The 25,412-nt window shown below is 66.0% G+C and carries 21 protein-coding genes and 1 pseudogene; 9 read left to right on the forward strand and 13 right to left on the reverse strand.

Going from position 1 to position 25,412, the window contains the following annotated elements:
• Window positions 1-8: 8 nt before the first annotated feature.
• From I6F20_RS22345 to I6F20_RS22355, 3 genes are all read right to left on the reverse strand, one after another.
• A complete protein-coding gene (locus I6F20_RS22345) occupies window positions 9-3,128 on the reverse strand; it encodes an efflux RND transporter permease subunit (RefSeq protein ID WP_225127847.1) in 3,120 nt (1,039 codons plus the stop codon).
• Window positions 3,129-3,134: 6 nt separating this feature from the next.
• Window positions 3,135-4,559, reverse strand: coding sequence for an efflux RND transporter periplasmic adaptor subunit (locus I6F20_RS22350; protein ID WP_225127848.1), 1,425 nt, complete (start codon window positions 4,557-4,559; stop codon window positions 3,135-3,137).
• A 327-nt stretch (window positions 4,560-4,886) separates the two neighbouring features.
• Complete coding sequence (locus I6F20_RS22355; protein ID WP_225127849.1) at window positions 4,887-5,270, reverse strand: hypothetical protein; 384 nt, start codon at window positions 5,268-5,270, stop codon at window positions 4,887-4,889.
• Between the two features lie 259 nt (window positions 5,271-5,529).
• Between I6F20_RS22355 and I6F20_RS22360 the strand changes: the two genes are divergently transcribed.
• On the forward strand, window positions 5,530-6,579 hold the full coding sequence (locus I6F20_RS22360; RefSeq protein WP_128263021.1) for a hypothetical protein: 1,050 nt from the start codon (window positions 5,530-5,532) through the stop codon (window positions 6,577-6,579).
• A gap of 103 nt (window positions 6,580-6,682) precedes the next feature.
• Entirely contained in the window at window positions 6,683-6,886 is a 204-nt protein-coding gene (locus tag I6F20_RS22365) for a DUF2158 domain-containing protein (protein ID WP_036024831.1), read from the forward strand.
• Window positions 6,887-7,103: 217 nt separating this feature from the next.
• Here the strand turns inward: I6F20_RS22365 and I6F20_RS22370 are convergent, their stop codons facing one another.
• From I6F20_RS22370 to I6F20_RS22395, 7 genes and pseudogenes are all read right to left on the reverse strand, one after another.
• Window positions 7,104-7,457: a cupin domain-containing protein gene (locus I6F20_RS22370; RefSeq protein WP_109145945.1), complete on the reverse strand. Its 354-nt coding sequence runs from the start codon at window positions 7,455-7,457 to the stop codon at window positions 7,104-7,106.
• A gap of 163 nt (window positions 7,458-7,620) precedes the next feature.
• Window positions 7,621-8,466 (reverse strand): outer membrane protein, encoded by an 846-nt coding sequence (locus I6F20_RS22375; RefSeq protein WP_225127850.1) that lies wholly within the window; start codon window positions 8,464-8,466, stop codon window positions 7,621-7,623.
• Window positions 8,467-8,677: 211 nt separating this feature from the next.
• Window positions 8,678-8,773: pseudogene (locus I6F20_RS38185) on the reverse strand (sulfite exporter TauE/SafE family protein); the annotation flags it as partial.
• Window positions 8,774-8,862: 89 nt separating this feature from the next.
• A complete protein-coding gene (locus I6F20_RS22380) occupies window positions 8,863-10,119 on the reverse strand; it encodes a CCA tRNA nucleotidyltransferase (protein WP_225127851.1) in 1,257 nt (418 codons plus the stop codon).
• Window positions 10,120-10,129: 10 nt separating this feature from the next.
• Window positions 10,130-10,393 carry a DUF6111 family protein gene (locus tag I6F20_RS22385; RefSeq protein ID WP_036013774.1) on the reverse strand — a complete coding sequence of 88 codons (264 nt, stop codon included), beginning with the start codon at window positions 10,391-10,393 and terminating at the stop codon, window positions 10,130-10,132.
• Entirely contained in the window at window positions 10,390-11,061 is a 672-nt protein-coding gene (locus I6F20_RS22390; RefSeq protein WP_157286391.1) for a CoA pyrophosphatase, read from the reverse strand. The genes I6F20_RS22385 and I6F20_RS22390 overlap by 4 nt, the downstream gene beginning before the upstream one ends.
• Window positions 11,062-11,063: 2 nt before the next feature.
• Window positions 11,064-11,675, reverse strand: coding sequence for a DUF1285 domain-containing protein (locus I6F20_RS22395; RefSeq protein WP_225127852.1), 612 nt, complete (start codon window positions 11,673-11,675; stop codon window positions 11,064-11,066).
• A 268-nt stretch (window positions 11,676-11,943) separates the two neighbouring features.
• Here I6F20_RS22395 and I6F20_RS22400 point away from each other — a divergent pair, with 268 nt between their 5' ends.
• The 6 genes from I6F20_RS22400 (at window position 11,944) to I6F20_RS22425 (ending at window position 21,991) form a co-directional block, all read left to right on the forward strand.
• A complete protein-coding gene (locus I6F20_RS22400; protein ID WP_025038173.1) occupies window positions 11,944-12,942 on the forward strand; it encodes an AAA family ATPase in 999 nt (332 codons plus the stop codon).
• Window positions 12,942-13,886, forward strand: a complete 945-nt coding sequence (locus tag I6F20_RS22405; protein WP_036013782.1) for a DUF58 domain-containing protein — start codon at window positions 12,942-12,944, stop codon at window positions 13,884-13,886. Before I6F20_RS22400 ends, I6F20_RS22405 begins: the two co-directional genes overlap by 1 nt.
• Complete coding sequence (locus tag I6F20_RS22410) at window positions 13,883-16,693, forward strand: DUF4159 domain-containing protein (RefSeq protein WP_225127853.1); 2,811 nt, start codon at window positions 13,883-13,885, stop codon at window positions 16,691-16,693. Before I6F20_RS22405 ends, I6F20_RS22410 begins: the two co-directional genes overlap by 4 nt.
• A gap of 136 nt (window positions 16,694-16,829) precedes the next feature.
• Window positions 16,830-18,893, forward strand: coding sequence for a hypothetical protein (locus I6F20_RS22415; protein WP_225127854.1), 2,064 nt, complete (start codon window positions 16,830-16,832; stop codon window positions 18,891-18,893).
• A gap of 143 nt (window positions 18,894-19,036) precedes the next feature.
• Entirely contained in the window at window positions 19,037-19,444 is a 408-nt protein-coding gene (locus I6F20_RS22420) for a DUF2946 domain-containing protein (RefSeq protein WP_036013788.1), read from the forward strand.
• 144 nt (window positions 19,445-19,588) lie between these two features.
• Entirely contained in the window at window positions 19,589-21,991 is a 2,403-nt protein-coding gene (locus I6F20_RS22425) for a TonB-dependent receptor (protein WP_225127855.1), read from the forward strand.
• A 279-nt stretch (window positions 21,992-22,270) separates the two neighbouring features.
• Here I6F20_RS22425 and I6F20_RS22430 read toward each other — a convergent pair whose 3' ends face one another.
• From I6F20_RS22430 to I6F20_RS22440, 3 genes are all read right to left on the reverse strand, one after another.
• A complete protein-coding gene (locus I6F20_RS22430) occupies window positions 22,271-22,786 on the reverse strand; it encodes a GNAT family N-acetyltransferase (RefSeq protein WP_057026259.1) in 516 nt (171 codons plus the stop codon).
• A 92-nt stretch (window positions 22,787-22,878) separates the two neighbouring features.
• Window positions 22,879-23,820, reverse strand: coding sequence for a glycosyltransferase family 2 protein (locus I6F20_RS22435; RefSeq protein ID WP_036013795.1), 942 nt, complete (start codon window positions 23,818-23,820; stop codon window positions 22,879-22,881).
• Between the two features lie 86 nt (window positions 23,821-23,906).
• Window positions 23,907-24,398: an NUDIX domain-containing protein gene (locus I6F20_RS22440; protein WP_225127857.1), complete on the reverse strand. Its 492-nt coding sequence runs from the start codon at window positions 24,396-24,398 to the stop codon at window positions 23,907-23,909.
• Window positions 24,399-24,506: 108 nt separating this feature from the next.
• Here I6F20_RS22440 and I6F20_RS22445 point away from each other — a divergent pair, with 108 nt between their 5' ends.
• Window positions 24,507-25,391 (forward strand): metallophosphoesterase family protein, encoded by an 885-nt coding sequence (locus I6F20_RS22445; protein ID WP_225127889.1) that lies wholly within the window; start codon window positions 24,507-24,509, stop codon window positions 25,389-25,391.
• Window positions 25,392-25,412 lie beyond the last annotated feature (21 nt).

Genomic DNA, 25,412 nt, shown 5'->3' on the forward strand with positions numbered 1-25,412 from the left:
CGCGCGCATCAATAGGCTTCCGCGGGGGTGAACGTTGCGGCGTGCCCGGCCACCAGCCGCTGCAGCGGCCGGTGGCCGAACTTCAGAAACAGAATCGGGGTCACGATTGTGTCGAGGACCGTGGCGCTGAGCAGGCCGCCGAAGATCGTCACGGCCACCGGGTGCAGGATTTCCCGGCCCGGCTCGTCCGCGCCGATCAAGAGCGGCGTGAGCGCTAGTCCTGCGCAAAGCGCCGTCATCAGCACCGGACTGAGGCGCTCCATGCTGCCGCGAATGACCAGCCCGGCCCCGAAACGCTCGCCTTCGTGGATGGCGAGATTGATATAGTGCGAGATCTTCAAGATCCCGTTGCGCGCCGAGATGCCGGCCAGCGTGATGAAGCCGATCATCGATGCCACCGACAAGGGCTGCCCGGAGATCTTCAGCGCGGCGACGCTGCCGATCAGGGCGAGCGGAATACCTCCCATGATGATCAGCGCCAGTGCGATCGACCGGTAGCGGCTGTAGAGGACGACGAAGATCATCGTCATCGAGGCCAGCGACAGAATGCCGATGCGCCAGATCGCCTCCTGCTGGGCCTGGAACGCGCCTTCGAGGCTGGTCGTGTAGCCTTGCGGGAAATCGAGCTCGCGAACCGACCTCTGAATGTCGGCCGCGATATCGGCGATGTCGCGGCGTCCGTCCCCGTTGCCGTACACGACGATCCTGCGCTGGGTCCCCTCCCGCTGAATCTGGTTCGGCCCGTCTGTCTCGACGATGTCGGCCAAAGCGCTCAGCGGGACGAACTCCGAGCCGGTCGGGATGAGCAAATTGTGCAGTCCCGTCGTCGACCGGTCTTGCTCCGACAGGCGCATCACGACGTCGAAACGGCGATTGCCGTCGACGATCTGGGAGACCTTCCGGCCATTGGACAGCGCGTCGAGTGCCTGGGTGACCGCAGCCGGCGTCAGGCCGTGAAGCGCGGCGCGAGCATGGTCGATTTGAACCCGCACTTGCGGAATCAGCACCTGCTTCTCGACCTGGAGATCGACCAGACCCGCGATCGTCGATAGACGCTGGCGCACCGTTTCGGACAGCCGCCGCAACATCTCGATGTCCTGGCCGAAGATCTTGAGCACGATCTGGGCACGAATACCGGACTGGAGATGATCGAGGCGGTGGCTGATCGGCTGTCCGATGGCCACCGACGCCGGCAGCGCGGACAGGGCTTCCCGGATGCTCGCATAGATGTCCGCCTTCTGGCGCTTGGACGGTGTGAGATCGACATCGACCTCGCTGTAGTGCACGCCTTCGGCGTGTTCATCCAGTTCGGCGCGGCCGGTGCGCCGTCCGAGCGATTTCACCTCGGGCACCTTTGCGAGCAACTGCTCCGCCAATAGGCCAAGACGGTTGGATTCCGCGAGCGAAATGCCTGGATTGTACTGCAGCGACAGGACCAGCGTCCCCTCGTTGAAAGGAGGAAGAAAGCTGCGGGGCATCTGGCTCGCGGCATAGCCTGCCACCGCGACCGCAGCGGCGACGAAGACCAGCACCAAACCCTGCCGCTGGAAGGCCCAGCCGAGCACCCGCCGATTGGCCTGCTTCAGCTTCGTGACGACAAAGCTCTCGCGGTCACCTGAATGAGCTCGTCCCGAAAGCAGATAGTAGGACAGCACCGGCGTCACCGTGATCGAGGTCAGCAGCGAAGCCAGGATCGAGACCACATAGGCCACGCCAAGCGGCGTGAACAGCCGCCCTTCGATTCCCGGAAGGGCGAACAGCGGCACAAAGACGAGAACGATGATCATCGTTGCATAGACGATGCTGGAACGAACCTCCTGGCTCGCGCCGGAGATCACGTCGAGAACAGGGCGCGGGGTGCTCGACGCAGCGTTCTCCCGCAGGCGCCGCAGGATGTTTTCGACGTCCACGACGGCATCGTCGACCAGCTCACCGATCGCGATGGCGAGGCCGCCCAGCGTCATGGTGTTGATCGTGAGGCCGAAGGCGCGAAACACCAGGACCGTCACCAGGATCGATATTGGAATGGCCGTCAGCGACACGAACGCGGCGCGACCGTTCATCAGGAAGACGAACAGGACTATTGCGACGACGATCGCGGCCTCGATCAGGACGCGCTCGACATTGCCGATCGAGGTCTCGATGAAGGTGGCCTGCCGGAACTGCACGTTGGTGACGCTGATGCCCCCGCGCATAGTGCGTTGCAGCTCCCGCAGCGTTGATTCAACATTGCGCGTCAGTGCTACGGTATCCGCAGCCGGTTGCTTCATGACGCTGACGATGACGGCGGGCTTGCCGTTATATCCTGCGTCACCGCGCTTGGTCCGCGCGGCAAAATCCACAGAGGCAATCTGCTTCAGCAGGATCGGCTGCTCTCCGCGGTTGACGACGACGGTGTTGCGGAGGTCCTCGATACGCCTGGTGAGACCGACATTGCGGATCAGATATTCGCGGCCATGCTGGTCGACGAAGCCGCCGCCGCTGTTGGTGCCGAACCTTGCGACCGCCTGCTCGATCTGATCATGGGTGACGCCGAGTGCCTGCATGGTGGCGACGTTCGGCGTCACGCGATATTGGCGGACCTCGCCGCCGATGGGTATCACCTGGGCGACGCCGGGAATGGCGAGGAGTTGCGGTCGGACGACGAAGTCGGCGATCTCGCGCACGTCCATGGGTGAAGCCGTGCCATCGCTCGTCAGCGCGATCAGCATGATCTCGCCCATGATCGAGGTCACCGGGCCCATCTGGGGATTGACCGCGGACGGCAATTGCTCGCGGATCAGCGCCAGCCGCTCGGAGACGAATTGCCGGGCGCGGTAGATTTCGACGCCCCAGTCGAACTCGACATAGACGACCGACAGACCAACGCCCGAGACCGAGCGCACGCGAATGACGCCGGGCATGCCGTTCATCGACGTCTCGATCGGGAACGTCACCAGCTGTTCGACCTCCTGGGGCGCCAGCCCCTCTGCCTCGGTCAGGATGTTGACGGTCGGGCGGTTGATGTCAGGCAGGACGTCGACCGAAACGCTCGGCAGGACGAACAGGCCGTAGCCGACCAGGACGGCGGCGACTGCCAGCACGAATAGGCGATTGCGCAAGCTTGTCTGGACGATGAGCTTGAACATGGTCGGCTACCGGATCTGGTTGATGAGGTCGGTGCCGCGCACGACGATATGTTCGCCTTCGTTGACACCGGCGGCCACAATCACGCGGGCTGCGTCTACCTGCACCACGCGAACCGGCCTCGGCTCGAAGCGCTCGGGCTCTGTGTGCAGCCAAACGATATTCTCACCGTTGCCGCTTCGAACGACGGCATTGCGCGGCACGACCAGGCCAGACACGGGCGCTCCGGCCTGGACCATCACATTCAACGGCTGACCGATGTTGAGACCTGCTGGTGGCTCCGGAATGGCGAACTGAACCACGGACGCATGCTGGCGCAGCGCCCGGCTCGTCCCGACGAAGCTCAGCGCAATCTGCTGCCCGTTCGGAGCCATTGCCGTTGCGGCTTCAGGCTGCTTCAAGCCGATTTCGTCATAGGCGAGCGCCTCGACCCAAAGACTGCTTGGGTCCGCGATCTGAAACAGGACGTCTTGGGGCTGTATGACCTGGCCCGGCGCGACCTTGGCTGAGGTGATGATGCCATCGGTCGATGCCCGCAGTTCCTCGAAGCCGGTGCGGGAATTGCGAACGGTCTCGCGGCGCGCCCGCAGACCCTCCAATTCGCTTTCGAGGTCGTTGACCTGCCCTTGCGGCACCGCGCCGCGTTCGGCCAGCGGCCGGAGACGCCGCAGCTTGTTGTCCGTGATCGCCATCAGCTGTTCGATCTCGCCGACCTTCTCGAGGATCGTCGTGCGGTCGGCGATTGGCAGATGCGGCTCGATCCGGATGAGCAGATCGCCCTTGCGGACGGTTTGCCCGATGCGGGGGATGCCGTCATCGCCGGGAACCACGCGGCCGCCGTAGATGCTCTGCACGATGCTGCTGCGGTTGGGGTCGGCCATGACACGGCCGATCAGGGTGACGGCGGGATGAATCGTCTGCGGCTCGGCTGCAGCGGTTCGTACCTCGAGCAGACGCTGCGTCGGCTTGGCCGCGAAGACGGTGCCGTCTTGCAGACGGCGCGGGGCATCGCTCAGCGCGGGAACATCCGGCGGACTTGGTTGCGTTGCATTAGTCCGGCCCTCGCCGAACATGATGGCGGCGAGAATGACCAAAGCCCCCGCCATCACGGCGGACGTCGAGGCCGCCATGAAGCGGCCACGACGCCTCCAATAGGCGAAGAGACCGCCGAAGCCCAAGGCGGCGAGCGCGGACGCGGCGATGGCGGCTCGGTTCGATAGAAGCCAGCCGGGCTCGTGCTTGTGCTCCGCGGGCCGGGCCTCTGCACGCGGTACGAACGAGTCGACCAGCAGATCATTTCCCCTGCTAGCGCTGATCGAGAAGATCACCTCGACCGATCCAGACGGCGTGCCGTTCGGAATCGCGGCGGTGTAGACGCCGTCCTCCTGGCTCGATGCCTCGATCGGGGCAGAATCGCCGATCGTGACCTGCAAGGCGGCGTCCGAGACCGGCTCGTTCGTCGCGGCATCATCGATGAAGACGGACAGCCTGCCGTCCTTCAGGATGCCGACGACTTCGTAGAGCTCGGAGCGCGCGGCAATCCTCGGATAGGCTGAGGACACGACCGCCGTCTTTTCGGCGTCGCCGTGATCGTGCCCCTCATGGCCAAAGGCGCCCGACAAGCCAAAGACCAGGCTCGCCAACCAAAAAGCGCCAGCCAGCCCAAGAGCTGCGAGCCGCCCTTTCGGGCAGCGCTGATTCATCAACATCGAAAGATCCTTCAGACATGCGAAAAGGCGGCGACCGAAGCGCCGCCGGGACTACGCGATGCTGAAGGTACTTGGTGGCCGGACGAGTCCGTCGGGGCGCACCCCGACAATGGCCCGCGCGAGCGGCAGGTCCATGGCGCCGAGCACTTCGAAGACGCTGAGCAGGTGAACGACCTGCGCTGAGGCGATCGAGGTGCCAAACATGTCCCAGGCCACGCCGGGAGTGCCGTCCTCATCGTGATCCGGCCCGTCATGGACGTGGCCTTCCGCGTCGTCGCCGGCGTGGGAATGCACGTGGCCGGCCAATTGATCGTGGAAATGCAGGGAACCGCTGAGCGTGACGGACGGCATCGGCATGGCGCCAACAGCCGCCTTCACCTGCGAGACCGAGATCAGGGCCGCCTGAAGCACAAACGCGGATATCGCCACGAACATGGCCGTTCTGGCGAGTTGACGAAGATGGTGGCGGACACCGTGCGGCACGCCGAAAAACTAGGCGATGCCGACCGCGAATTCAAGGCGACGTTCGCATCGCGTGGGAGGTGGTCCAGACACCCTCCCCGTTCGATCGAGGAGCTGCCGCCGCCCGACATCCGGCAGCCCGCCTGCCTTACTTGAAGTGAAATGCTTCACAAGCCGCAATCCGGGATTGCGGTAGCCTCGTGCCATGGGGCGTGGCGAGTTGGAGGCGACAATGGAGCAGGACCTTCCGAAGCAGGCAGCGCGCACGCGATCCCCGGTGAAGGCGGCGGGTATCTGGCAGAGAATTCAATCCTGGGACAGCCGCCTCTCGGTCACCAAGGGACTGACGGCCGTGACCCTGCTGACCGGCTTCCTGGGCGGATATTTCCAGTACCTGAATTCCTATGAACAGAAGGTCGGCGAGCAGGCCAAGGCGGACATGCAGAAGGCGACCGACACCTTCCTCGAGATCTCGGACGCCTTCGCCGACGTGCAGATCCAGCAGGAGACCATGCTGCGCGAGCAGTTCGGCTCGCTGAAGGCGCAGGCAAGCCCCGCTTTCATTCCGGTGGACTCCAAGACATTCGGCTCGTTCTCGGACTATTGGAAGGCGCGCACGTCGCTGCGGCGGAACGGCGCCATCTTCGCGCGCAAGGCGGAGATCTACATCGACTGGCCCAGCGACCTCGGGCGCGATCCGGCCGCAGAGCACACGCTCGACCAGGATCCCCTGACGGCAACGCTGCTCACCAAGTACAATTTCGATTGCGATTCCGACGCCAACCTTCCGCAGTTCAAGGGTGCGATCTTCAATGGCGCCGATCCGGGACGCCCCAGCGACGAATTGTGCAACGACCCGACGGCCAATGGGCTCAAATCCTACGTCAACCTCTGTGCCAGGCGGGCGGATGGCGAGATCGATGCGTTGCAGAAGGTCGTGACCATCAACTGGTGGAGCGCCAAGCACCACGTCCTGGTGATGCACCATTGCTTCGAGGTGCTCCGCGGCGGGCCGAATGCGTTGCAAGCTCCGGCCTCCGGCAACGACGTGCCGAACGATCGCAAGCTCGACAAACCACGCGACAGCAATGAGCACAGGCTGCAGCTTCAGGCCCGCCGGCTGGACGCGTTCATGACGCTGACCATGGCGCAGCTGGATCGCATCAGGGTGCGATACCGCCCCACCGGCTTCTTCTGCCATGTTCCGCTCGCGCGCGATGCCATCGGCTATTTCAGCAACCAGTGCCTGCCGAACCAGCCGGTCACGAGCGAGCGCAGCTGAGTCGTACCGCGGAGACACCTTCCGGCGCCGGCAGCCGGCGTGATCGGCCTGTCATGACGGCCTGTTAGCGTCGGCCGTGTCGATCAACCCGAAAGGACAATCCATGGATCTGAAGGCCGGCGATGTCGTGATGCTGAAATCCGGCGGTCAGCCGCTGACCGTCGCGGAGGTGAAGGAGAACGAGGCGCTGTGCCTGTGGATGGGCATGGAAGGCGACCTGTTCCGCGAGACGCTGCCGCTCGCCGTGCTCGTGCAGGTGGAAGAAGACGACGAGGACGACGAAGACGAAGATGATGACGAGGAGTAGGCACTTCTCGGACTGCATTTCTCGTGCGAGCCGAGTTCGGCTCCGGCGCGCCCGATGTCCGCTTCCCTGTCAACCACAGGGCGATAGCGGACATCGCTGGATGTCGCAGAAGCGCAAGCGATGGATTTCGCAAGCGAAGCTCGCCGCCAATGGCTCGACGGTGAAGGCGCTGTGCGTCGAGGGCCTCACCGCGGCCCCGATGACGGGCGCGGGTTGATCAGACGAGGATACGAGGCGCCGCCGTGGCCCTGTCTCCGGAATTCGGCGTCCCCGTCGGTTCGATCAAGAGGATGTGCACTTCCCCACGCGCCACCGGCCGGTGCTCGACGCCCTTCGGCACGACAAAAACCTCGCCGGGGTTGAGGGTGACCGTGCGGTCCCGCAGCTCGATGTCCAGCGTCCCGCTGAGCACGAGAAAAAAGTCGTCCGTGTCCTCGTGCTTGTGCCAATGAAACGGCCCCTCGAGCTTGGCCACCATGATGTCGTTGTCGTTATAGGTCGCCACCGTGCGCGGGGAGAAGCGATCGGTAAACGTTGCGAGCTTCTCGGCGAGATTGGCGGGGGCTTTCATGGCGTCTCCCTGGACAAGCAGCAGTCTGGTCCGCGTTTGCAAGACGAGCTGCGCCGGTTAGCACGAGCTGAATCACAATACGAGACTGCTGCGACGCCGGGAGTGGCACAAGGATGGGTTTCGCAACGGCGAAACCCATCCCTACGAGCTGATGCCGATCGGATCAGAACCGATAGTTGATGCCGCCCTTGGCTGTATGAAGCTGAACCTCGGTGTCCGTGAAGGACGCTCCGGGGAATGCAAGAGCATTGCCGTTCGACTTTCCGAGATTGATGTAGATGTACTCGGCCTTGAACGTCCAGCGCGGGTCGAAAGCCCATTCAATGCCGCCACCCGCGGAGAAGCCGACCTGGACGTCGGACGATGACGCGCTTCGCGTCAGGGCCGGGAAGAAGCCGTTGAAATTGGCGATATTCGGCGTGGCGAGATTGGAGGTGAAGATGCTGTTCTTGACGTGGCCCCAGGCGAAGCCACCGGTACCGTAGATCAGCACATTGTTCGCCGCGTATCCGAGACGTCCGCGGATCGTGCCGAAGACATCGATTTCCTGCTTGAGATTGAACACGCCGGTGAAGGCGCCATTGTCGCCGCCGATCGTTCCGGTGACGCTGAAGGGGCGGCTCGCCGTTTCACTGATGGCAGCGCCGCTGACATCCGCTTCCAGACCATACACGAACGTGCCGGACTGCCAGTTATAGCCGATTTGGCCGCCGCCGAATCCGCCCTTGGGGCTCACATCCAAGGTGAACGGCCCAGTGCCACCCGTGACGACATAGCCGGGCACCGTCCCGGTTGCGAGCGCGCCGGGATCGAAGGTCGCCGTCGGATCGCTCCAGCCATAACCGCCATGCACGCCGGCGTAAAAACCGGTCCAGCTGAATGCGACCGGCGCGGGCGGCGCCTTGGTGTAGGCCCTGGCAAGATCGGCCGCGGAGGCGGCGTGGGAGAGACACACAGCCGAGGCCAGAAGGGCAGCAGAGACGATGGATTTGGAGACAATGGATTTCATGACTTCCCTCGAACGCTGTGCGCGTGACAAGGCGGCACCGCTTAAGCCAAGGTATAGAGGTGGTCTCGCAATATTGCTGTAGCGTCGGCGACACAGCGTGGAACTGCGGAACACGGTTTGTGCGCGCGAAGTTCGCCTGACGCGACGCCGCCAGATTTTCGCGACATCAGATGCTCCTCAGACGCCAAGAACGCCATTTCAGCCGGCGTCGTTAGACCACGAGCTGCCTCGCCGCTGCCGAGATCATCACCAGCCCGCCGGTGATCACGGCGGCATCGAGGATCGCGGTGCGGATGTGCACCGGCATCGACGAAGGCCTTGGCGAAGAACGCCGGGCACGGCCATACCGAAGTAGAAGCTGCAGAAGCGAGATATCGGCGAAGCCCGAGACGATGGTCAATCTTTCTGGTCGCCTCTGATGCGGGCCACGGCTTGATCGGCGAGCGTAGCGAGCGCGGCTTCTTCCAGCGGGAAATCCGCCGCGAGCCAAGCGTCTTCGGCGAGCGCCAACACATGGCCGAGCGCAGGTCCTTCGGCGAGACCGCGGGCGATGAAATCGGCGGCCTTCAGCGGAAATTTCGGCGCGGTCCAGCGCTGCGGCAGCTCGGCGAGCGCGCGCCAGCGCGGCGAATGCACGTCAGCGGCGGCGCGTGCCCAGCCAAGCAATACGCGATCGTGATAGCTCTCGGGCCCGAGCCGGTACAGCAAGCGCCGTGCATTGGCTTCGTCCTTGGTGGCGAGGCGCCACCAGCGGTGCCCCATCGAATCCAGCGCCTTGGCCTCGGCATTGGAGAGCCGCAGGCGCACGGCGAGGCGCTTGGCGTCTTCGGTGACGGCGACCGAGAGCGCGGCCAGGCGCCGCGTGCTGCTGGGGCTGAGGCCGAGCTCGCGCTCGATCGCGATCATCGTGTCCAGGGGACCCGTATAGACGACGCCGCCAGTCAACGCCTGCAGCAATCCGCCCTCGGCCATGGCTCGCACGGCCGCAGCCGCACCACCGGCGACCAGCAGCTTGAGCATCTCCATGCGCACCCGCTCGGCCGACAGGCTGGCCAGGCCCGCGCGTCGGCGGATGCAGGCGAGATAGCCGTCCGGGTCGGGATCGCCGGCGCCGAAGGCGGCATGGATGCGGAAGAAGCGCAGGATGCGTAAGTAATCCTCGGCGATGCGCTGGTCGGGATCGCCGATGAAGCGCACGCGCCGCGCTTTGGCGTCGGCGATGCCGCCGACATAATCGTAGACCACGCCGCGCGCATCGACCGACAGGCCGTTCATGGTGAAGTCGCGCCGCTCGGCATCCTTCATCCAGTCGCGGCCGAACGAGACCTTGGCCTTGCGGCCGAAGGTTTCGGTATCCTCGCGCAGCGTCGTGACTTCATAGGGGTGGGCATCGATCACCAGCGTAACGGTGCCGTGGTCGATGCCGGTCGGCACGCTCTTGATGCCGGCAGCCTTGGCCCGCCGTATCACCTCGTCGGGCAGCGCCGTGGTCGCGATGTCGATGTCACCCGGCGCAAGGCCGAGCAGCGCGTTGCGCACGGCGCCGCCGACCACACGCGCCTCCTCGCCATCGGTGCCGAGCAGCGCCAGGACGCGCGCGGTGCCGCCTGCGGTCAGCCAGGGCGCATCGGCGAGTAAAGGCTCCGCGCTCATGGACCCGCCCCTACTTTTCCGTGCCCGGCACGAGCTTGCCGTCCTCGATATGGGCGGGGACGTAGGTCGAATCCGGCGGCGCGCCGGAGAACTCCGCCAAGCCGATGAGGCCGGCGATGACCAGCACGATCGCCACCAGCGCAAGACGCGCGACGATCGCGACCGGCCATGAGGAGCGTGCGAACACACCCGACCGCGTCGCCGCCAGGAACAGCGCATAGACGGCAAAGGGGATGAGGAAGATTCCGATCTCGGTCAGAACCGTCCGGATCATGACGAATAGATCCGCTCATACAGCACACGCAGCATGCCCGCCGTCGCCCCCCAGATGTAGCGTTCCGCGAACGGCATCGCGTAGTAGGACCGCGGCGTGCCGCGGAATTCCTTGCTGTGCACCTGGTGGTTCACCGGATTCATCAGGAAGGATAGCGGCACCTCGAAGGCATCATCAACCTCGGAATGGTTGATGCTGAGCGAAAAGCCCGGCCTGACCCTGGCAACCGTCGGCAGGATGCGGAAGCCGAAAGCGGTGCCGTAGAGATCGAGATAGCCGAGCGGCTCGACGAAGTCGCGTGACAGCCCGACCTCTTCCTCGGCCTCGCGCAGCGCCGCATCGAGCGGCGAGGCATCGATCGCGTCGATCTTGCCGCCGGGAAAGGCGATCTGGCCGGCATGGTCGTTGAGATGCGCCGAGCGCTGCGTCAGCAGGATGGTGGGCTCGGGATGGTCGACCACCGCGATTAGGACCGCTGCGGGACGCACCGGCTGCTCGCGCGCGATGATCTCGAGCATCTTGTCGGTGCCGGGATCGCCCGAGGCGGGGATGATGTTGGGATCATAGAGGCCGGGCGGCACGTCGAAGCCGAGCCGCGCCCTGGAGCGGGCGAAGAAATCCGCAGCGCCAAGCGCGACCGGCTCGTTCGTCAGGATAGGGTTGTTCAAATTCAAAGCGCCGCCCTCACCTGCTCCGCATCGGCCATGGCGAAGAACTCGCCGGCCGACTCGACACCGAACATCGGCTGGCCATCGACCATCCGCTCCTCGCCCATGTCAACCAGATCGTAATAGAGCGCGCGCGTCACCTTGGCCCAGAGGTCGGCACGGACGTGCAGATAGGGCGTCAGCCCGCCATCCTCCGCCTGCTCGAAGCGCAGCCGGTGCGCCGCGTCGCAGGTGACCCAGTCGTCGACGTTGGTGCGGAAGTGCAGCACGCGATGGCTGCCCTCGCCGTCCTTCTGCATCTCGACCGCCATGAACGGCGCATCGTCGACGCGGATACCGACCTTCTCCACCGGCGTGACCAGGAAATGCTTGTCGCCATCGCGCTTGAGAATGGTCGAAAACAGCCGCACCAGGGCGGCACGCCCGATTGGCGTCCCCATGTAGAACCAAGTACCATCGGAGGCGATTCGGATGTCGAGATCGCCGCAAAACGGCGGATTCCACAGATGCACCGGAGGCAGGCCTTTCTTGGCGCCTTCGGCATTGGCAGCGCTTTTGGCGGCGGCAGTCAGTCCCTCGAGACCCCGATCGGCGCTCTGCCCTTGGTTCGCCATGGTTTGCCCTGACTTTGTGATTGGCACGATTGGTGCAGGTCTACGTTGTACTTAGGTGCGCGGTTCCATCCGGAATAGCCCGGTGTGGAGGTCGCCACTTCGTGATGCCGTACATACCCCGAAGCCGATAAGGTGGGGATAGGTTAATTCAACGAATACATGGCCTTCCTGCAAGTCTAGCATGGGGCCCATGATCTGGCGTGATGACCTGACGTGACAGGCTGACGATGCAAGCAAGCCGCGTTGCACAGGCTGAAGGAGCAAGCGAATGGCGGAGAGTGTCGAGAAACTCGAGGACGGGATCGTCCGTTCGGCCGAGCAGGTGTCGAGCCAGGTTCGCGCGGCCAAGGACGCGATCGCCTCGGTCATCTTCGGCCAGGATCGCGTGATCGAGAACACGCTGGTCACCATTCTCTCCGGCGGCCATGCGCTCCTGATCGGCGTGCCGGGCCTTGCCAAGACCAAGCTGGTCGAGACGCTCGGCGTCACGCTCGGTCTCGACGCCAAGCGCATCCAGTTCACGCCCGATTTGATGCCTTCCGACATTCTCGGCGCCGAAGTGCTGGACGAGAGCACCGCGGGAAGGCGCGCCTTCCGCTTCATTGCCGGTCCCGTGTTCGCGCAGCTCCTGATGGCCGACGAGATCAACCGCGCCAGCCCGCGCACGCAATCGGCGTTGTTGCAAGCGATGCAGGAGCAGCACATCACCGTCGCCGGCGCGCGTCACGATCTGCCGAAACCCTTCCACGTGCTCGCGACGCAGAACCCGCTGGAGCAGGAAGGCACCTATCCGCTGCCCGAAGCCCAGCTCGACCGCTTCCTGATGGAGATCGACGTCGACTATCCCGACCGCGATGCCGAGCGCCGCATCCTGTTTGAAACCACGGGCGCGGAGGAGACTCTGGCTAAGGGCGCGATGACGCCCGATGCGCTGATCACCGCGCAGCGCCTGATCCGGCGCCTGCCGGTCGGCGATTCCGTGGTGGAAGCAATTCTCTCGCTGGTGCGCTCGGCCCGCCCGGGTCCGGACGCCGGCGAAGCCGGCAAGTTCATTGCCTGGGGCCCCGGCCCGCGCGCCAGCCAATCCCTGATGCTGGCGGTGCGCGCGCGTGCGCTGATCGACGGCCGCCTCGCACCCTCGATCGACGACGTGCTCGACCTTGCCGAGCCCGTGCTGAAGCACCGCATGGCGTTGACGTTCCAGGCGCGCGCCGAAGGCCGCACGATTCCGGACGTGATCCGGCAATTGAAGACACGGATCGGTTGATGGCAGCGGAGAACGGGCGGGCAGCGAAGGAGATATTGGCGATCCGACGTGCAGATGGCGAAAGCCGCACGCTCGCCGCTTCGTTGCCGCGCTTGGTGCTCGAGGCCCGCCGCATCGCCGCCAACGTCATCCACGGCCTGCATGGACGGCGCCGCGCCGGCTCGGGCGAAAACTTCTGGCAGTACCGCCGCTTCGTCTCGGGCGAACCGTCGCAGAACGTCGACTGGCGCCGCTCGGCGCGCGACGACCATCTGTACGTGCGCGAGCTGGAATGGGAAGCCTCGCACACGGTCTGGATCTGGCCGGACCGCTCGCCCTCGATGGCGTTCGCCTCGAAGACCGCGCGCGAGTCCAAGCTCGAGCGGACACTGATCGTCGCCTTCGCACTGGCCGAGCTGCTCGTCGCGGGCGGCGAGCGCGTCGGCATTCCCGGGCTGATGGCGCCGACCGCAAGCCGCAGCGTCATCGACAGGATGGCGCAGGCGATGCTGCATGACGATGCAGACCGACTGAGCCTGCCGCCATCCTTCGTTCCGGCCGCGCTGGCCGAGATCATCGTGCTGTCGGATTTCTGGTCGCCGATCGCCGAGATCAGGACGACGCTCGCCGGGCTGTCCAGCTCCGGCGCGCATGGCACGATGGTGCAGGTGGTCGATCCTGCCGAGGAATCGTTCCCCTATTCCGGCCGCGTCGAGTTCGTCGAGCCCGAAGGCTTTGGCGTGATCACCGCCGGCCGCGCCGAGAGCTGGGCGCAGGATTACACCGCGCGGCTCGCGCTGCACCGCGACCAGATCCGCGCCGAGACCAACAAGCTCGACTGGCTGTTCACGACGCACGCGACCGACCGCTCCGCCGCCGAGCTCTTGCTGTTCCTGCATGCGGGCATGCAGGTGAGCAAGTCCGGCGCACGCACCACGACGATCAAGGCGGGGCCGGCCGCATGATGGGATTGCCGCTCGCCTTCACGCAACCGCTGCTCCTGATCGGCCTCCTCAGCCTGCCCGTGCTGTGGTGGCTCCTGCGCGTGATGCCGCCGCGGCCGCGCCGCATCGAGTTTCCGCCGACGCGGCTGTTGTTCGACATCACGCCGCGCGAAGAGACGCCCTCACGGACGCCGTGGTGGCTGACCGCGCTTCGCCTGCTCGCCGCCGCGCTGGTGATCTTCGCCGCCGCCGGCCCGATCTGGAATCCGCAAACGGGCATCGCCGGCAGCAAGGCGCCGCTGATGATCATGTTCGACGACGGCTGGAGCGCCGCATCGCACTGGGACGTCAGGATCAGGACCGCCGACGAGCTTATCGCCAATGCCGACAATGACGGCCGCGGCATCGCGCTGGTGCCGCTGTCCGAGCCGAACCGCGACATCACCCTGATGCCGGCGGGTGCGGCGCGCGTCGCGCTGCGGCAGCTGGCGCCAAAGCCCTATTCGATCGATCGCGTCGAGACGCTGGCCGCGGTCGACCGTTTCCTCAAGGTCACCGGCGACTGCGAGATCGCCTGGCTCTCGGACGGCGTCGACACCGGCCGCGGCGAGGACTTCGTGGCCGGCCTCGGCAAGACCATCGGCGATCGCAGCCTGACCGTGTTCCAAGGCGGCACCTCCTCGCCGTCGGCCCTGGTCGCCGCCGAGAATGCCGCAGCGAAGATGACGGTGAAGGTGCTGCGCACCGACGGCGGGATTGCGGTCGGCACGGTACGCGCGCTGGACCAGAAGGCCTCGCCGATCGGCGAAGCGCGCTATTCGTTCGGCCCGCAGGACAAGGAAACCGAGGCGGCGTTCGACCTGCCGGTCGAGCTGCGCAACGACATCACGCGGCTGGAAATCTCCGGCGAGCGCTCGGCCGGCGCGGTGCAGCTGCTCGACAAGCGCTGGCGCCGCCGCGCCATCGGCATCATCTCGGGCGCGACCAGCGAGACCGCGCAGCCACTGCTGGCGCCGACCTTCTATCTCACCCGCGCGCTGGCGCCGTTCGCCGACGTCCGGCTCGCCGACAAAGGCTCGCCTCAGCAGGGCATCACGCAGTTCCTCGACCAGAAGCTACCGATGATCATCCTCGCCGATGTCGGCACCATCGCCCCCGAGTTGCGCGAACGCCTCAATGCCTGGGTCGACCAGGGCGGCGTGCTGGTGCGGTTCGCTGGGCCCCGGCTGGCACAGGCGGAGGACGACCTCGTGCCGGTCAAGCTGCGCAAGGGCGGCCGCACGCTCGGCGGCAGCCTGACCTGGGAGAAGCCGCAGCATCTCGCCTCCTTCGACGTCGACGGTCCGTTCGCCGGGGTCGCAGTGCCGAAGGACGTCACCGTGAGCCGGCAGGTGCTGGCCGAGCCCGACGCCGTGCTCGCCACCAAGAGCTGGGCCTCGCTGGAAGACGGCACCCCGCTCGTCACCGGCGAGCATCGCGGCAAGGGCCTCGTCAGCCTGTTCCACGTCAGCGCCGACATGCGCTGGTCTGACTTACCGATGTCGGGCACCTTCGTCGAAATGCTGCGACGGGTGGTCGACATGTCCGGCTACACCGCGAAGCCCGGCGCTGGCGTTGCCGGCGAAGCGACCACTGAGACCGTGGCGCCGCTGCACATCCTCGACGGATTTGGCGCGTTTGGTCCGCCGCCCGCGACGGCCAAGCCGCTTCCTGCGGATTACCGCGACCGCGCCACATCAGATCATCCGCCCGGCTTCTACGGCCCGGCAGAAGGACCGCTCGCCGTGAACACGCTTGCCAGCGCCGACCGCATCGCCGCCCTGAACACCGCGAGCCTGCGCGCCCGGCACGCCACCTACACCAATGCCGAGCCGCGCGATTTGCGCGGCTGGCTGCTGTCGACGGCGCTCGCGCTGTTCCTGATCGACGCCATCATCATCGCGGTGCTCGGCGGCGGCATTGCCGCGCTGCTGCGCCGCCGCGCCGCGCCCGCGATGATCGTGCTCGCCCTGCTCGCGGGATTCGCGGCGCTCTCGCCGGCGCCGTCGCGCGCCGACGGCGTCACGGACGAGTTCGCGATGAAGTCGGTGTCGCAGACCCGCCTCGCCTATGTCGTCACGGGCAATGCGGATGTCGATTCCATCGTCAAGGCGGGAATGAACGGGCTGACGCTGTTCCTGGCCCAGCGCACGGCGCTCGAGGCCGGTGATCCCGTCGGCGTCGATCCCGCGCGCGACGAGCTCGCGTTCTTCCCGCTGATCTACTGGCCGATCGTGCCGGGCGCGCCGAAGCCGCCGCAGGACGCCATCAACAAGATCGACGTCTACATGAAGCAGGGCGGCACCGTGCTGTTCGACACCCGCGACGCGATCGAGGCGCCGCCCGGCGCCAACGGCGCGGCGCAGACCCCAGCGATGCAGACGCTGCGCGAGATCCTGTCCTCGCTCGACGTGCCCGAGCTCGAGCCGGTGCCGCGCGAGCATGTGCTGACCAAGACCTTCTATCTGCTGCGCGACTTCCCCGGCCGCTTCACTGCCGGCCAGACCTGGGTCGAGACCTTGCCGCGCGAAGACGACGATGAGAGCGCGCAGCGGCCGGCACGCGGCGGCGACGGCGTCTCCCCAATCATCATCACCTCGAACGACCTGGCCGGCGCCTGGGCGGTGCGGCCCGACGGACAGGCCATGCTGCCGGTGACCGGCGGCGACCCCCGCCAGCGCGAATTCGCCTACCGCGCCGGCGCCAACATCGTGATGTACACGCTGACCGGCAACTACAAAGCCGACCAGGTGCACGCTCCGGCGCTGATCGAACGGCTGGGGCAATGATGCGGGTGTTAAATTTGGACCCAACGGAGGCCGTCATGCCCGGCCTTGTGCCGGGCATCCACGTTCTTCGTGCCGCGCGGCAAGTCGTGGATGGCCGGGACAAGCCCGGCCATGACGATGCCGAGAGAGTGACCTCATGAGTTACGGGATCGCGTTCACACCGCTTGTTCCTACCATCGTGCTGTGGCTCGCGCTCGCCGCGATCGTCATTGTCGCGCTCGTGCTGCTGCTGGCGCGCGCGCGCGGCGCCGCGGTGCGCGTGGCCGCGCTGGCGCTGTTCCTGCTGGCGCTTTCCAATCCCTCCTTCACCCGCGAGGACCGCGATCCCCTCACCTCGGTCGCCGCTGTTGTCATCGACAAGAGCCCGAGCCAGAACTTCGGCAACCGCAATCGCGAAGCTGCGCAAGCGCAGGAGGCGCTGGTCGACAGCCTGAAGAAGATCAAGGGCCTCGAGGTCCGTGTCGTCGAAGCCGGACAGGCCGACGGCGAGACCGACGGCACCAAGCTGTTCGGCGCGCTGGCCTCGGCCTTGGCGGACGTCCCGGTCGACCGCGTCGCCGGCGCGTTCCTGATCACCGACGGCCGCGTCCACGACATTCCCGCGAACGCCGCCGCGCTCGGCTTCCAGGCGCCGGTGCACGCGCTGGTCACGGGCCAGAAGGACGAGCGCGACCGCCGCATCGCGATCACCGCCGCGCCGCGCTTCGGTATCGTCGGGCAGAGCCAGACCATCTCCTATCGCCTCGACGACCAGGGTGTCACCGGCGAGCGCGCCAGGGTCATCGTCCGCCGCGACGGCGAGGTCATCAACGAGCGCACGCTCTCCAGCGGCCAGGCCGCGAGCGTCGACGTCGACATCAAGCATGCCGGGCCGAACATCGTCGAGATCGAGGCCTCGCCGCTCGAACGCGAATTGACGCCGGTGAACAATCGCGCCGTCGTCGCCATCGACGGCGTGCGCGACAAGCTGCGCGTGTTGCTGGTCTCGGGCGAGCCGCATTCGGGCGAGCGCACCTGGCGCAACCTGCTCAAGTCCGACGCCAGCGTCGACCTCGTGCATTTCACCATTCTGCGCCCGCCGGAGAAGCAGGACGGCACGCCGATCAACGAATTGTCGCTGATCGCGTTTCCGACCCGCGAGCTGTTCCAGCAGAAGATCAACGAATTCCAGTTGATCATCTTCGACCGCTATGCCCGCCAGGGCGTGCTGCCGATCCCCTATTTCGAGAACATGGCGCGTTACGTGCGTGCAGGCGGCGCCGTGCTGGTCTCGGCCGGTCCCGACTATGCCTCGAACAGTAGCATCTGGCGCACGCCGCTCGATTCGGTGCTGCCGGCCGAACCGGTCGGCGTCACCGAGAAGCCGTTCTATGCGCATCTGTCCGACCTCGGCAAACGCCATCCCGTCACGCGCGGGCTGGAAGGCTCCGCCAGCGAGCCGCCGCGCTGGAGCCGGTTCTTCCGCACCGTCGATACCCGCAATGCGGTCAACCCGCCCGTCATGACCGGCGTCGACGGCAAGCCGCTGCTGTTCCTGTCGCGCTTCGGCGAGGGCCGCGTCGCGCTCCTGCTGTCCGACCACATCTGGCTGTGGGCGCGCGGCTATGAGGGCGGCGGTCCGCATCTCGACCTGCTGCGGCGGATGTCGCACTGGCTGATGAAGCAGCCTGATCTCGACGAGGAGGCGTTGCGCCTCCAGGTGCAGGGCAAGGACCTCGTCGTGGTGCGTCAGACCATGGCGGACAGCGTCCAGCCCGTCAGCGTGACATCGCCGTCGGGCGTGTCGCAGGATCTGACGCTGAGCGCCGGCGATCCCGGCGAGTGGCGCGCCAGCCTGCCGGCGAGTGAGCTCGGCCTGTGGCAGGCCACCGACGGCACGCTGAAGGCGCTGATCAATGTCGGCCCGACCAACCCGAAGGAATTTTCGGAAGTCACCTCCACGGTCGATACGTTGAAGCCGCTGACACAGGCGACCGGCGGCGATGCCGTGCGTGTGGCTACTAGCTCGAGCGTCGAGCTGCCGCGCATCCTGCCGGTGCGCTCGGTCGGCATGTTCCACGGCGACGGCTGGATGGGCGTGCGGATGCGCGATGCCAGCGTGGTCAAGGGCGTCGGCGTGCTGCCGATCTTCTCCGGCCTGATCGGCCTGCTGCTGCTGCTCGGCGCATTTGCGGCGACCTGGGTGCGCGAGGGGCGGTAGTTGCCCGAACGACACATCGGCTTGGCGGCTTGCATGCGCCGATCCCCCCGCCGTTGACATCGGTGAACCGGTCGGGCGATGTTATACTATAACATCGCGGCGTCCTGGGATTGACGCCTCGGTGTGGGGGTGGCGTTTTCCAGATGAAGTGGTTCCGGTCGAATAGCAGGCACGGCGCCCGGCTCGCGTTGTTCGCGATGCTGGTGCAGCTCGCGCTGACGTTCGGCCACAGCCATTGGTTCGCGCAGGCCGCGCCTTTTGCTCAATCATCGGTCCAGCACATCGAAGGCGGCGCCAAGGACGTTGCAGCAACCGACGGCGCCGCCGTCGAGAAGCAATCGCCCTCAAGTCCCGACCGCGAGCATTCGCGCGACGAGAGTTGCGCCATCTGCGCCATCATTGCGATGGCGGGCACGATCGTGTCGGCGACGCCGCCCGTGCTGTTGCTGCCGCAGGCGATCGAGCTGCTCCGGCGCAGCCTCGACGCCGAGTTCGCTCATCTGACATCGGCCCGCACGGCGTTCCAGCCGCGCGCCCCTCCTGCGTCCTGACTCCAACGCTTGATCACACCCAGCCTCGCCGCACATCGGCAAGTGCCTGGGAGAAGTTGAAGTCGAATTCCGTCGCGTCGCGACGGCAGGCCGCCTCCGATCAGCAGAGCATCATCCGGACGGCGCCTGAGTGGAATCAGGACCATGTCATTTCAATTGCGACGCGCGCAGCGCCTTGGCGGAGCAAGCCTGCTCCTGCTCGGCGCCGCCGCTACATCCGCGTTCGCCCAGGACTCGGCACAACGACCGGCACAACAGCCGGCACAAGACAAATCGTCGACCGAACTCCCCGCTATCACCGTAACGGCGCCGAGCCCGATCGTACGCAGAGCAGTGGTGCCGACCCGCAACGCAGGCCGCGGCACGCGGACCGCGCGGGTGCGCAGCCGCGAGCAGGCGGCTGAAGCGGCACCGGCAGCTCCCGTGTCCGCCGCGCCCCAGCAAGGCGTGCTGCCTGTTGTGACCGATCAATTCGCGACCGTCACCGTGGTGCCGAACGAGGAGATTCGGCGCAACGGCGGCGGCACGCTCGGCGATCTCCTGTTCTCCAAGCCCGGCATCACCGGCTCTGAATACGCACCCGGCGCATCCAGCCGCCCGATCATTCGCGGGCTCGACACCAACCGGGTCGGCATTATCGAGAACGGAACGGGCAGCAACGGCGCGTCCGATCTCGGCGAGGATCACTTCGTGCCGATTGATCCGCTGGCAGCTACCCAGGTCGAGGTCATCCGCGGACCGGCGACGCTGCGCTACGGCTCCACCGCGATCGGCGGCGTGGTCAGCGCAACCAACAATCGAATTCCGGATGCCTTGCCGTCCTGCACGGCGCCCTTTCCGACTTACGGACTCCCGACCAAGGCGCCGCTGGCAAACGTGGGATCGCCGGGCTGCATCACCGCGGAAACGCGGACGGCCGTAACTTCGGTCGATCGCGGGACCGAAGGTGCCGTGCTGCTCGATGCCGGCGGCGGCAACTTTGCCTTCCACGCCGATGCCTTTGGCCGCAAGGCCGGCGACTACAACATCCCGAGCTATCCGTTCTTGACCGACCCGACGCTGCCGTTCAACGGACGCCAGCCGAATTCGGCATCGCAGGCCTACGGCGGATCTGTCGGCGGCTCCTACATCTTCGACGGCGGCTACGTGGGCGCGGCGATCACGCAGCACAACGCGCTCTATCACATACCCGGTATCGAGGGCAGCGAGTTCCTGACGCGGATCGACGGACGACAAACGAAGTTCACGACAAAAGGCGAGTATCGGCCGGACGCGGCGGCGATCGATGCGATCCGGTTCTGGGCCAGCGCCACCGACTATAAGCACGATGAGGTCGGGCTCGCCGACTCCGCTGACCTCGGCTCCCTCGGCGTGAGACAAACCTTCACCAACAAGGAACAGGAAGGCCGCGTCGAGGTGCAGCTTGCGCCGTTCGACGTCCGCTTTGCTGCGCTGACCACTGCTGTGGGCGTTCAGGCGTCGCACCAGAAGTTGACCGCGCCGAGTCCGGACGATCCAGGCAGCCCGGTCAACGGACTGTTCGATCCGAACAAGAATACAAAGGTCGCCGGGTACATCTTCAACGAGTTCAAGTTCAGCGAAGCCACCAAGGCTCAGATCGCCGGGCGCGTCGAGAGTGCAAGGTTGAGCGGCACGGCGCCGGCCTTCGTCCCCGATGTGTTCGACCTCGCCGTCGATCCGGCCGCGATCGGCCCCGCAACGGCGGTCAACCGCAACTTCACGCCGCTGAGCGGGAGCATCGGCCTGATCCACAGCCTTCCTTGGGATCTGGTCGCCAGCATCACCGGCCAATATGTCGAACGCGCGCCGAAACCGGCGGAATTGTTTTCGCGCGGCGGCCACGATGCCACCACCACTTTCGACATAGGCAATCCCAATCTCGGCATCGAGACCGCCAAGTCGGTCGAGGCGGGACTGCGACGAGCGGTAGGACCGCTTCGCTTCGAAATCACCGGCTACTACACCAAGTTCAACGGTTTCATCTACCGGCGCCTGACCGGCAACACGTGTGAGGACGGCGTTTGCCAGCTTGGCGCTGGCCTCGAACTGAATCAGGCGGTCTATTCGCAGCGCGACGCGACATTCCGGGGCGGCGAATTCCAGTTCCAGTACGACGTGATGCCGGTCTGGAACGGGATCTGGGGCATCGAGGGTCAATACGACATCGTGCGCGCGACCTTCGACGACGGCACCAACGTGCCACGCATTCCGCCCCAGCGGCTGGGCGGTGGTGTGTACTATCGCGACGCCGAATGGTTTGCCCGGATCAACCTGCTGCACGCGTTCGCGCAAAACGACATCGCACCGATCGCGGAGACGCCGACGCCCGGCTACAACCTGCTAAGGGCCGAGGTCAGCTACAAAACGCAGCTCGATCAACGTTGGTTCGGCGCGCGCGAGATGCATGTCGGGCTCGTCGGCAACAACCTGCTCAACGAGAATATCCGCAATGCCGTCTCCTTCAATAAGGACCAGGTGCTGTTGCCCGGCATCGGCGTCAGGGTGTTCGCGAACTTCAAGTTCTAGGTAACGACACGCGCCGTCATTGCGAGGAGCCCTTGCGACGAAGCAATCCAGACCGCCTCCGCGGAAAGACTCTGGATTGCTTCGCTGCGCTCGCAATGACGGAGTATGACGCGCGCAGCCGCGCGTCTTCTCGACGGTCTCTTAGCCGGATGAGATACGAGCAGTGTCGTAGCCCGGATGGAGCGTAGCGTAATCCGGGGTTCTCTCGTTGCGGAAGACCTTCCCGGATTGCGCTGCGCTCCATCCGGGCTACGGCGTTTCCAACGACGCGCGCCGCTCCTATGTCCGCGCTTTGCTCCAGTCGGGGCCGACCGCGCCCGACACGCCCTCGAAGGCGCCGTCGACGAGCTCGAACACCAGGATGCGCGCGGCATCGACCGGGCCGGGCATGGTGACGCGGCCCTTGGCGACCTGCTTGAAGCCGACGCGGCCGTAATAGGGCTCGTCGCCGACCAGCAGCACGAGGCGGTGGCCTTTTTCCCTGGCGTCCTTCAGCGCGCGCTCCATCAACTGACGGCCGATGCCGCGATCGCGGAACGGCGGCTCGACGGTGAGCGGCCCGAGCAGCAGCGCCGGCGTTTGGCCGATCAGAATCGGCAATTGCCTGACGGAGCCGACCAGGAGCGTGCCGATACGGGCCGTGAAGGACAGTTCGAGCAGATGGTCGACGTGCTCGCGGATCCGGTAGGCGCTCAGCACGAAGCGGCCGGGGCCGAAGGTGCGTTCGTGCAGCCGCTCGATGGCCTGAGCGTCGCCGGCGGCTTCGGGAAGAATGGTCAGTGAGAGATCGTTCATGTCAATTCGCGGAGTAGCACTTGCGCCTGCGAAGGTCCATGGGCGGCGGCGGTGCCCCGTTTACCTCCCGGCGGGCGAAGTGCAAGCCTGGCTCAACCTGCGTTCCGTTTCGACGCCGGCTGGGACAGATAGGCCAGCATCTTCATCTCCCGCCGCCCTCGCGTCACCGTATCGAGCACGAGCCCTGACGACACCGACAGCAAGGCCATGATCATCAGGCCCATCGACAGCACGGCAGTGGGCAGGCGCGGCACGAGGCCGGTTTCGATGAAGGTGATCACGATCGGAATCGCGAAGATGATCGACGCCAGCGCCAGCAGGATTCCGATCACCGTGAAGAAGCGCAACGGCCGCTCGCTGCGATAGAGCTTCAGCATGGTGCCGAGGATGCGAAAGCCGTCGCGCCAGGTGTTGAGCTTGGAGAACGAGCCTTCGGGGCGCGCATAATAGGGCGTCTCGACCTCGGCAACCGGCAGCGACAATTCCAGCGCATAGACCGCAAGCTCGGTCTCGATCTCGAAGCCGTCGGAGAGGACGGGAAAGGATTTGACGAAGCGGCGCGAGAACACCCGGTAGCCGGACAGGAGGTCCTTGAAAGCGTGGCCGAAGGTGTCGGACAGGAAGCCGGTCAGCATGCGGTTGCCGGTGCGGTGGCCGAGCCGGTAGGCAGCCTGGACCTGATCGACGCGAAGCCCGACCACCATGTCGAGATGCTCGTCGAGCAGCTTGTCGATCATGATGGGTGCGCTCGGCGCATCATAGGTGGCATCGCCATCGACCAGCACATAGACGTCGGCCTCGACGTCCGCGAACATGCGGCGCACGACGTGGCCCTTGCCCTGCCGGCGCTCGCTGCGCACGATCGCACCGGCTTCGCGCGCGACCGCGGCGGTCCGGTCGCGCGAATTGTTGTCGTAGACGTAGATCTCCGCCGCGGGCAGCGCCTTGCGGAAATCGGCAACGACGGTCGCGACCGCGGCCTCCTCGTTGTAGCAGGGCACCAGCACCGCGATACGAAGTTGCGTTGTGGTCATCAGGCAGCACTCCGAGGCTTGTCGGCTCGCGCCCGAGCGGCGTGGCCTGCCGTGCGCGTCGAGCGGGTTACTAGCACAAGCCGCCCTCAGCGCCACGTCGCAATCACGGGCCTGCCATCGAGCACTTCGGCGATTCGCAGCCGCGTGCCGGGCGTGGTGCCCTCGGGCAATGCGGCATTGTCGAAGAACCCGCATTCGACGATCTCGCGGTTGGGCTCAGGGACGCGGTCCTGCCTGAACTGCCTGACCACGTAGACCGCGACGTGGTCGCGGCGGGAGACGTGGCTGTTGAGGAAGACGCCGTGCAGGATCGCCTCGCCGGTCAGATCGATGTCGCCCTCCTCCTTGAGCTCGCGCCGCAACGCCTCTTCCATGGTCTCGCCGAAATCGACGCCGCCGCCAGGCAAATACCAGCCGCTGACGTAGCTATGCCTGACCAGGAAGACACGATTGTCGGCATCCAGCACCACGGCACGGACGCCGAGCGTCATGCCGCGGACGAGCAGGAAATAGCCGTGCAAGAACCGCCGCAGCAGCGGCTCGACTTTCCGTCGGGCTCGGTTCAGACGTTCTCCCATCAGGCTCCTTGACGCCCCCTGTTTCAGGCCCTGCTTGCGCGGGGCGCGCGACCTTGCCATTACAGCGGAGCAATAGCGAGGCATTCGCGCGCCATGACTCCCTCCACGCTGGCTCCCTTCACGCTCGCCCACCTTTCCGATCCGCATCTGGCGCCTTTGCCGAAGCCGCGGCTGATCGAGCTCGCGGGCAAGCGCGCGTTCGGCTATGTCAACTGGACGCGCAACCGCCACAAGTACCAGCGTCGCGAGGTGCTCGACGCGCTCGTCGCCGACATGAAGGCGCAGGCGCCCGACCACATCGCAGTGACGGGCGATCTCGTCAACCTGGCGCTTGAGGCGGAGTTCGCACCGGCGCTGGCCTGGCTCGAAAGCGTCGGCCCGCCCGACCGCGTGACCGCGATCCCCGGCAATCACGACGCCTATGTCAGCGCGACGCGTCATCGCTTCGGCGAGACGTTCCTGCACTACATCGCCGCGGACACACCCGGCGGCGCAGCCTTCCCTGCGGTGCGCCGGCGCGGGCCGCTGGTCCTGATCAGCCTGTCCACGGCGGTGCCGACCCTGCCGCTGATGGCGACCGGCACGCTCGGGCGCGATCAGCTCGCCGCGCTTGCGGAGGTGCTCGAGCGGCTCGCCGCGGAAGACGTCTTCCGCGTGCTGCTGGTGCATCATCCGCTGAAGTCCAGCGCGCGGGCGAAGCGGATGACGGACGCGCCGGAATTGCTGGGACTGTTGAAGCGCCACGGCGTCGAGCTGGTCCTGCACGGGCACGACCACATTCATTCGACGATGTGGTTCGAGGGTCCGAACGGCAACATTCCCGCGCTCGGCGTGCCGTCGGCCTCCGCGCTGGCGCACGGACGTTATCCGGCGGCGGCGTACAATCTGTTCACCATCGAGAAGGACAATGCCGGCTGGCGCTGCGAGCAGACGGTGCGAAGCCTCGGGGCGGGGTTTCAGGTCGGGCAGATCAAGCATGTGCGGTTGATCTAGACCCCGGTCGTCATTGCGAGC

The organism is Bradyrhizobium sp. IC3123 (assembly GCF_020193625.1).
Lineage (GTDB): Bacteria > Pseudomonadota > Alphaproteobacteria > Rhizobiales > Xanthobacteraceae > Bradyrhizobium > Bradyrhizobium yuanmingense.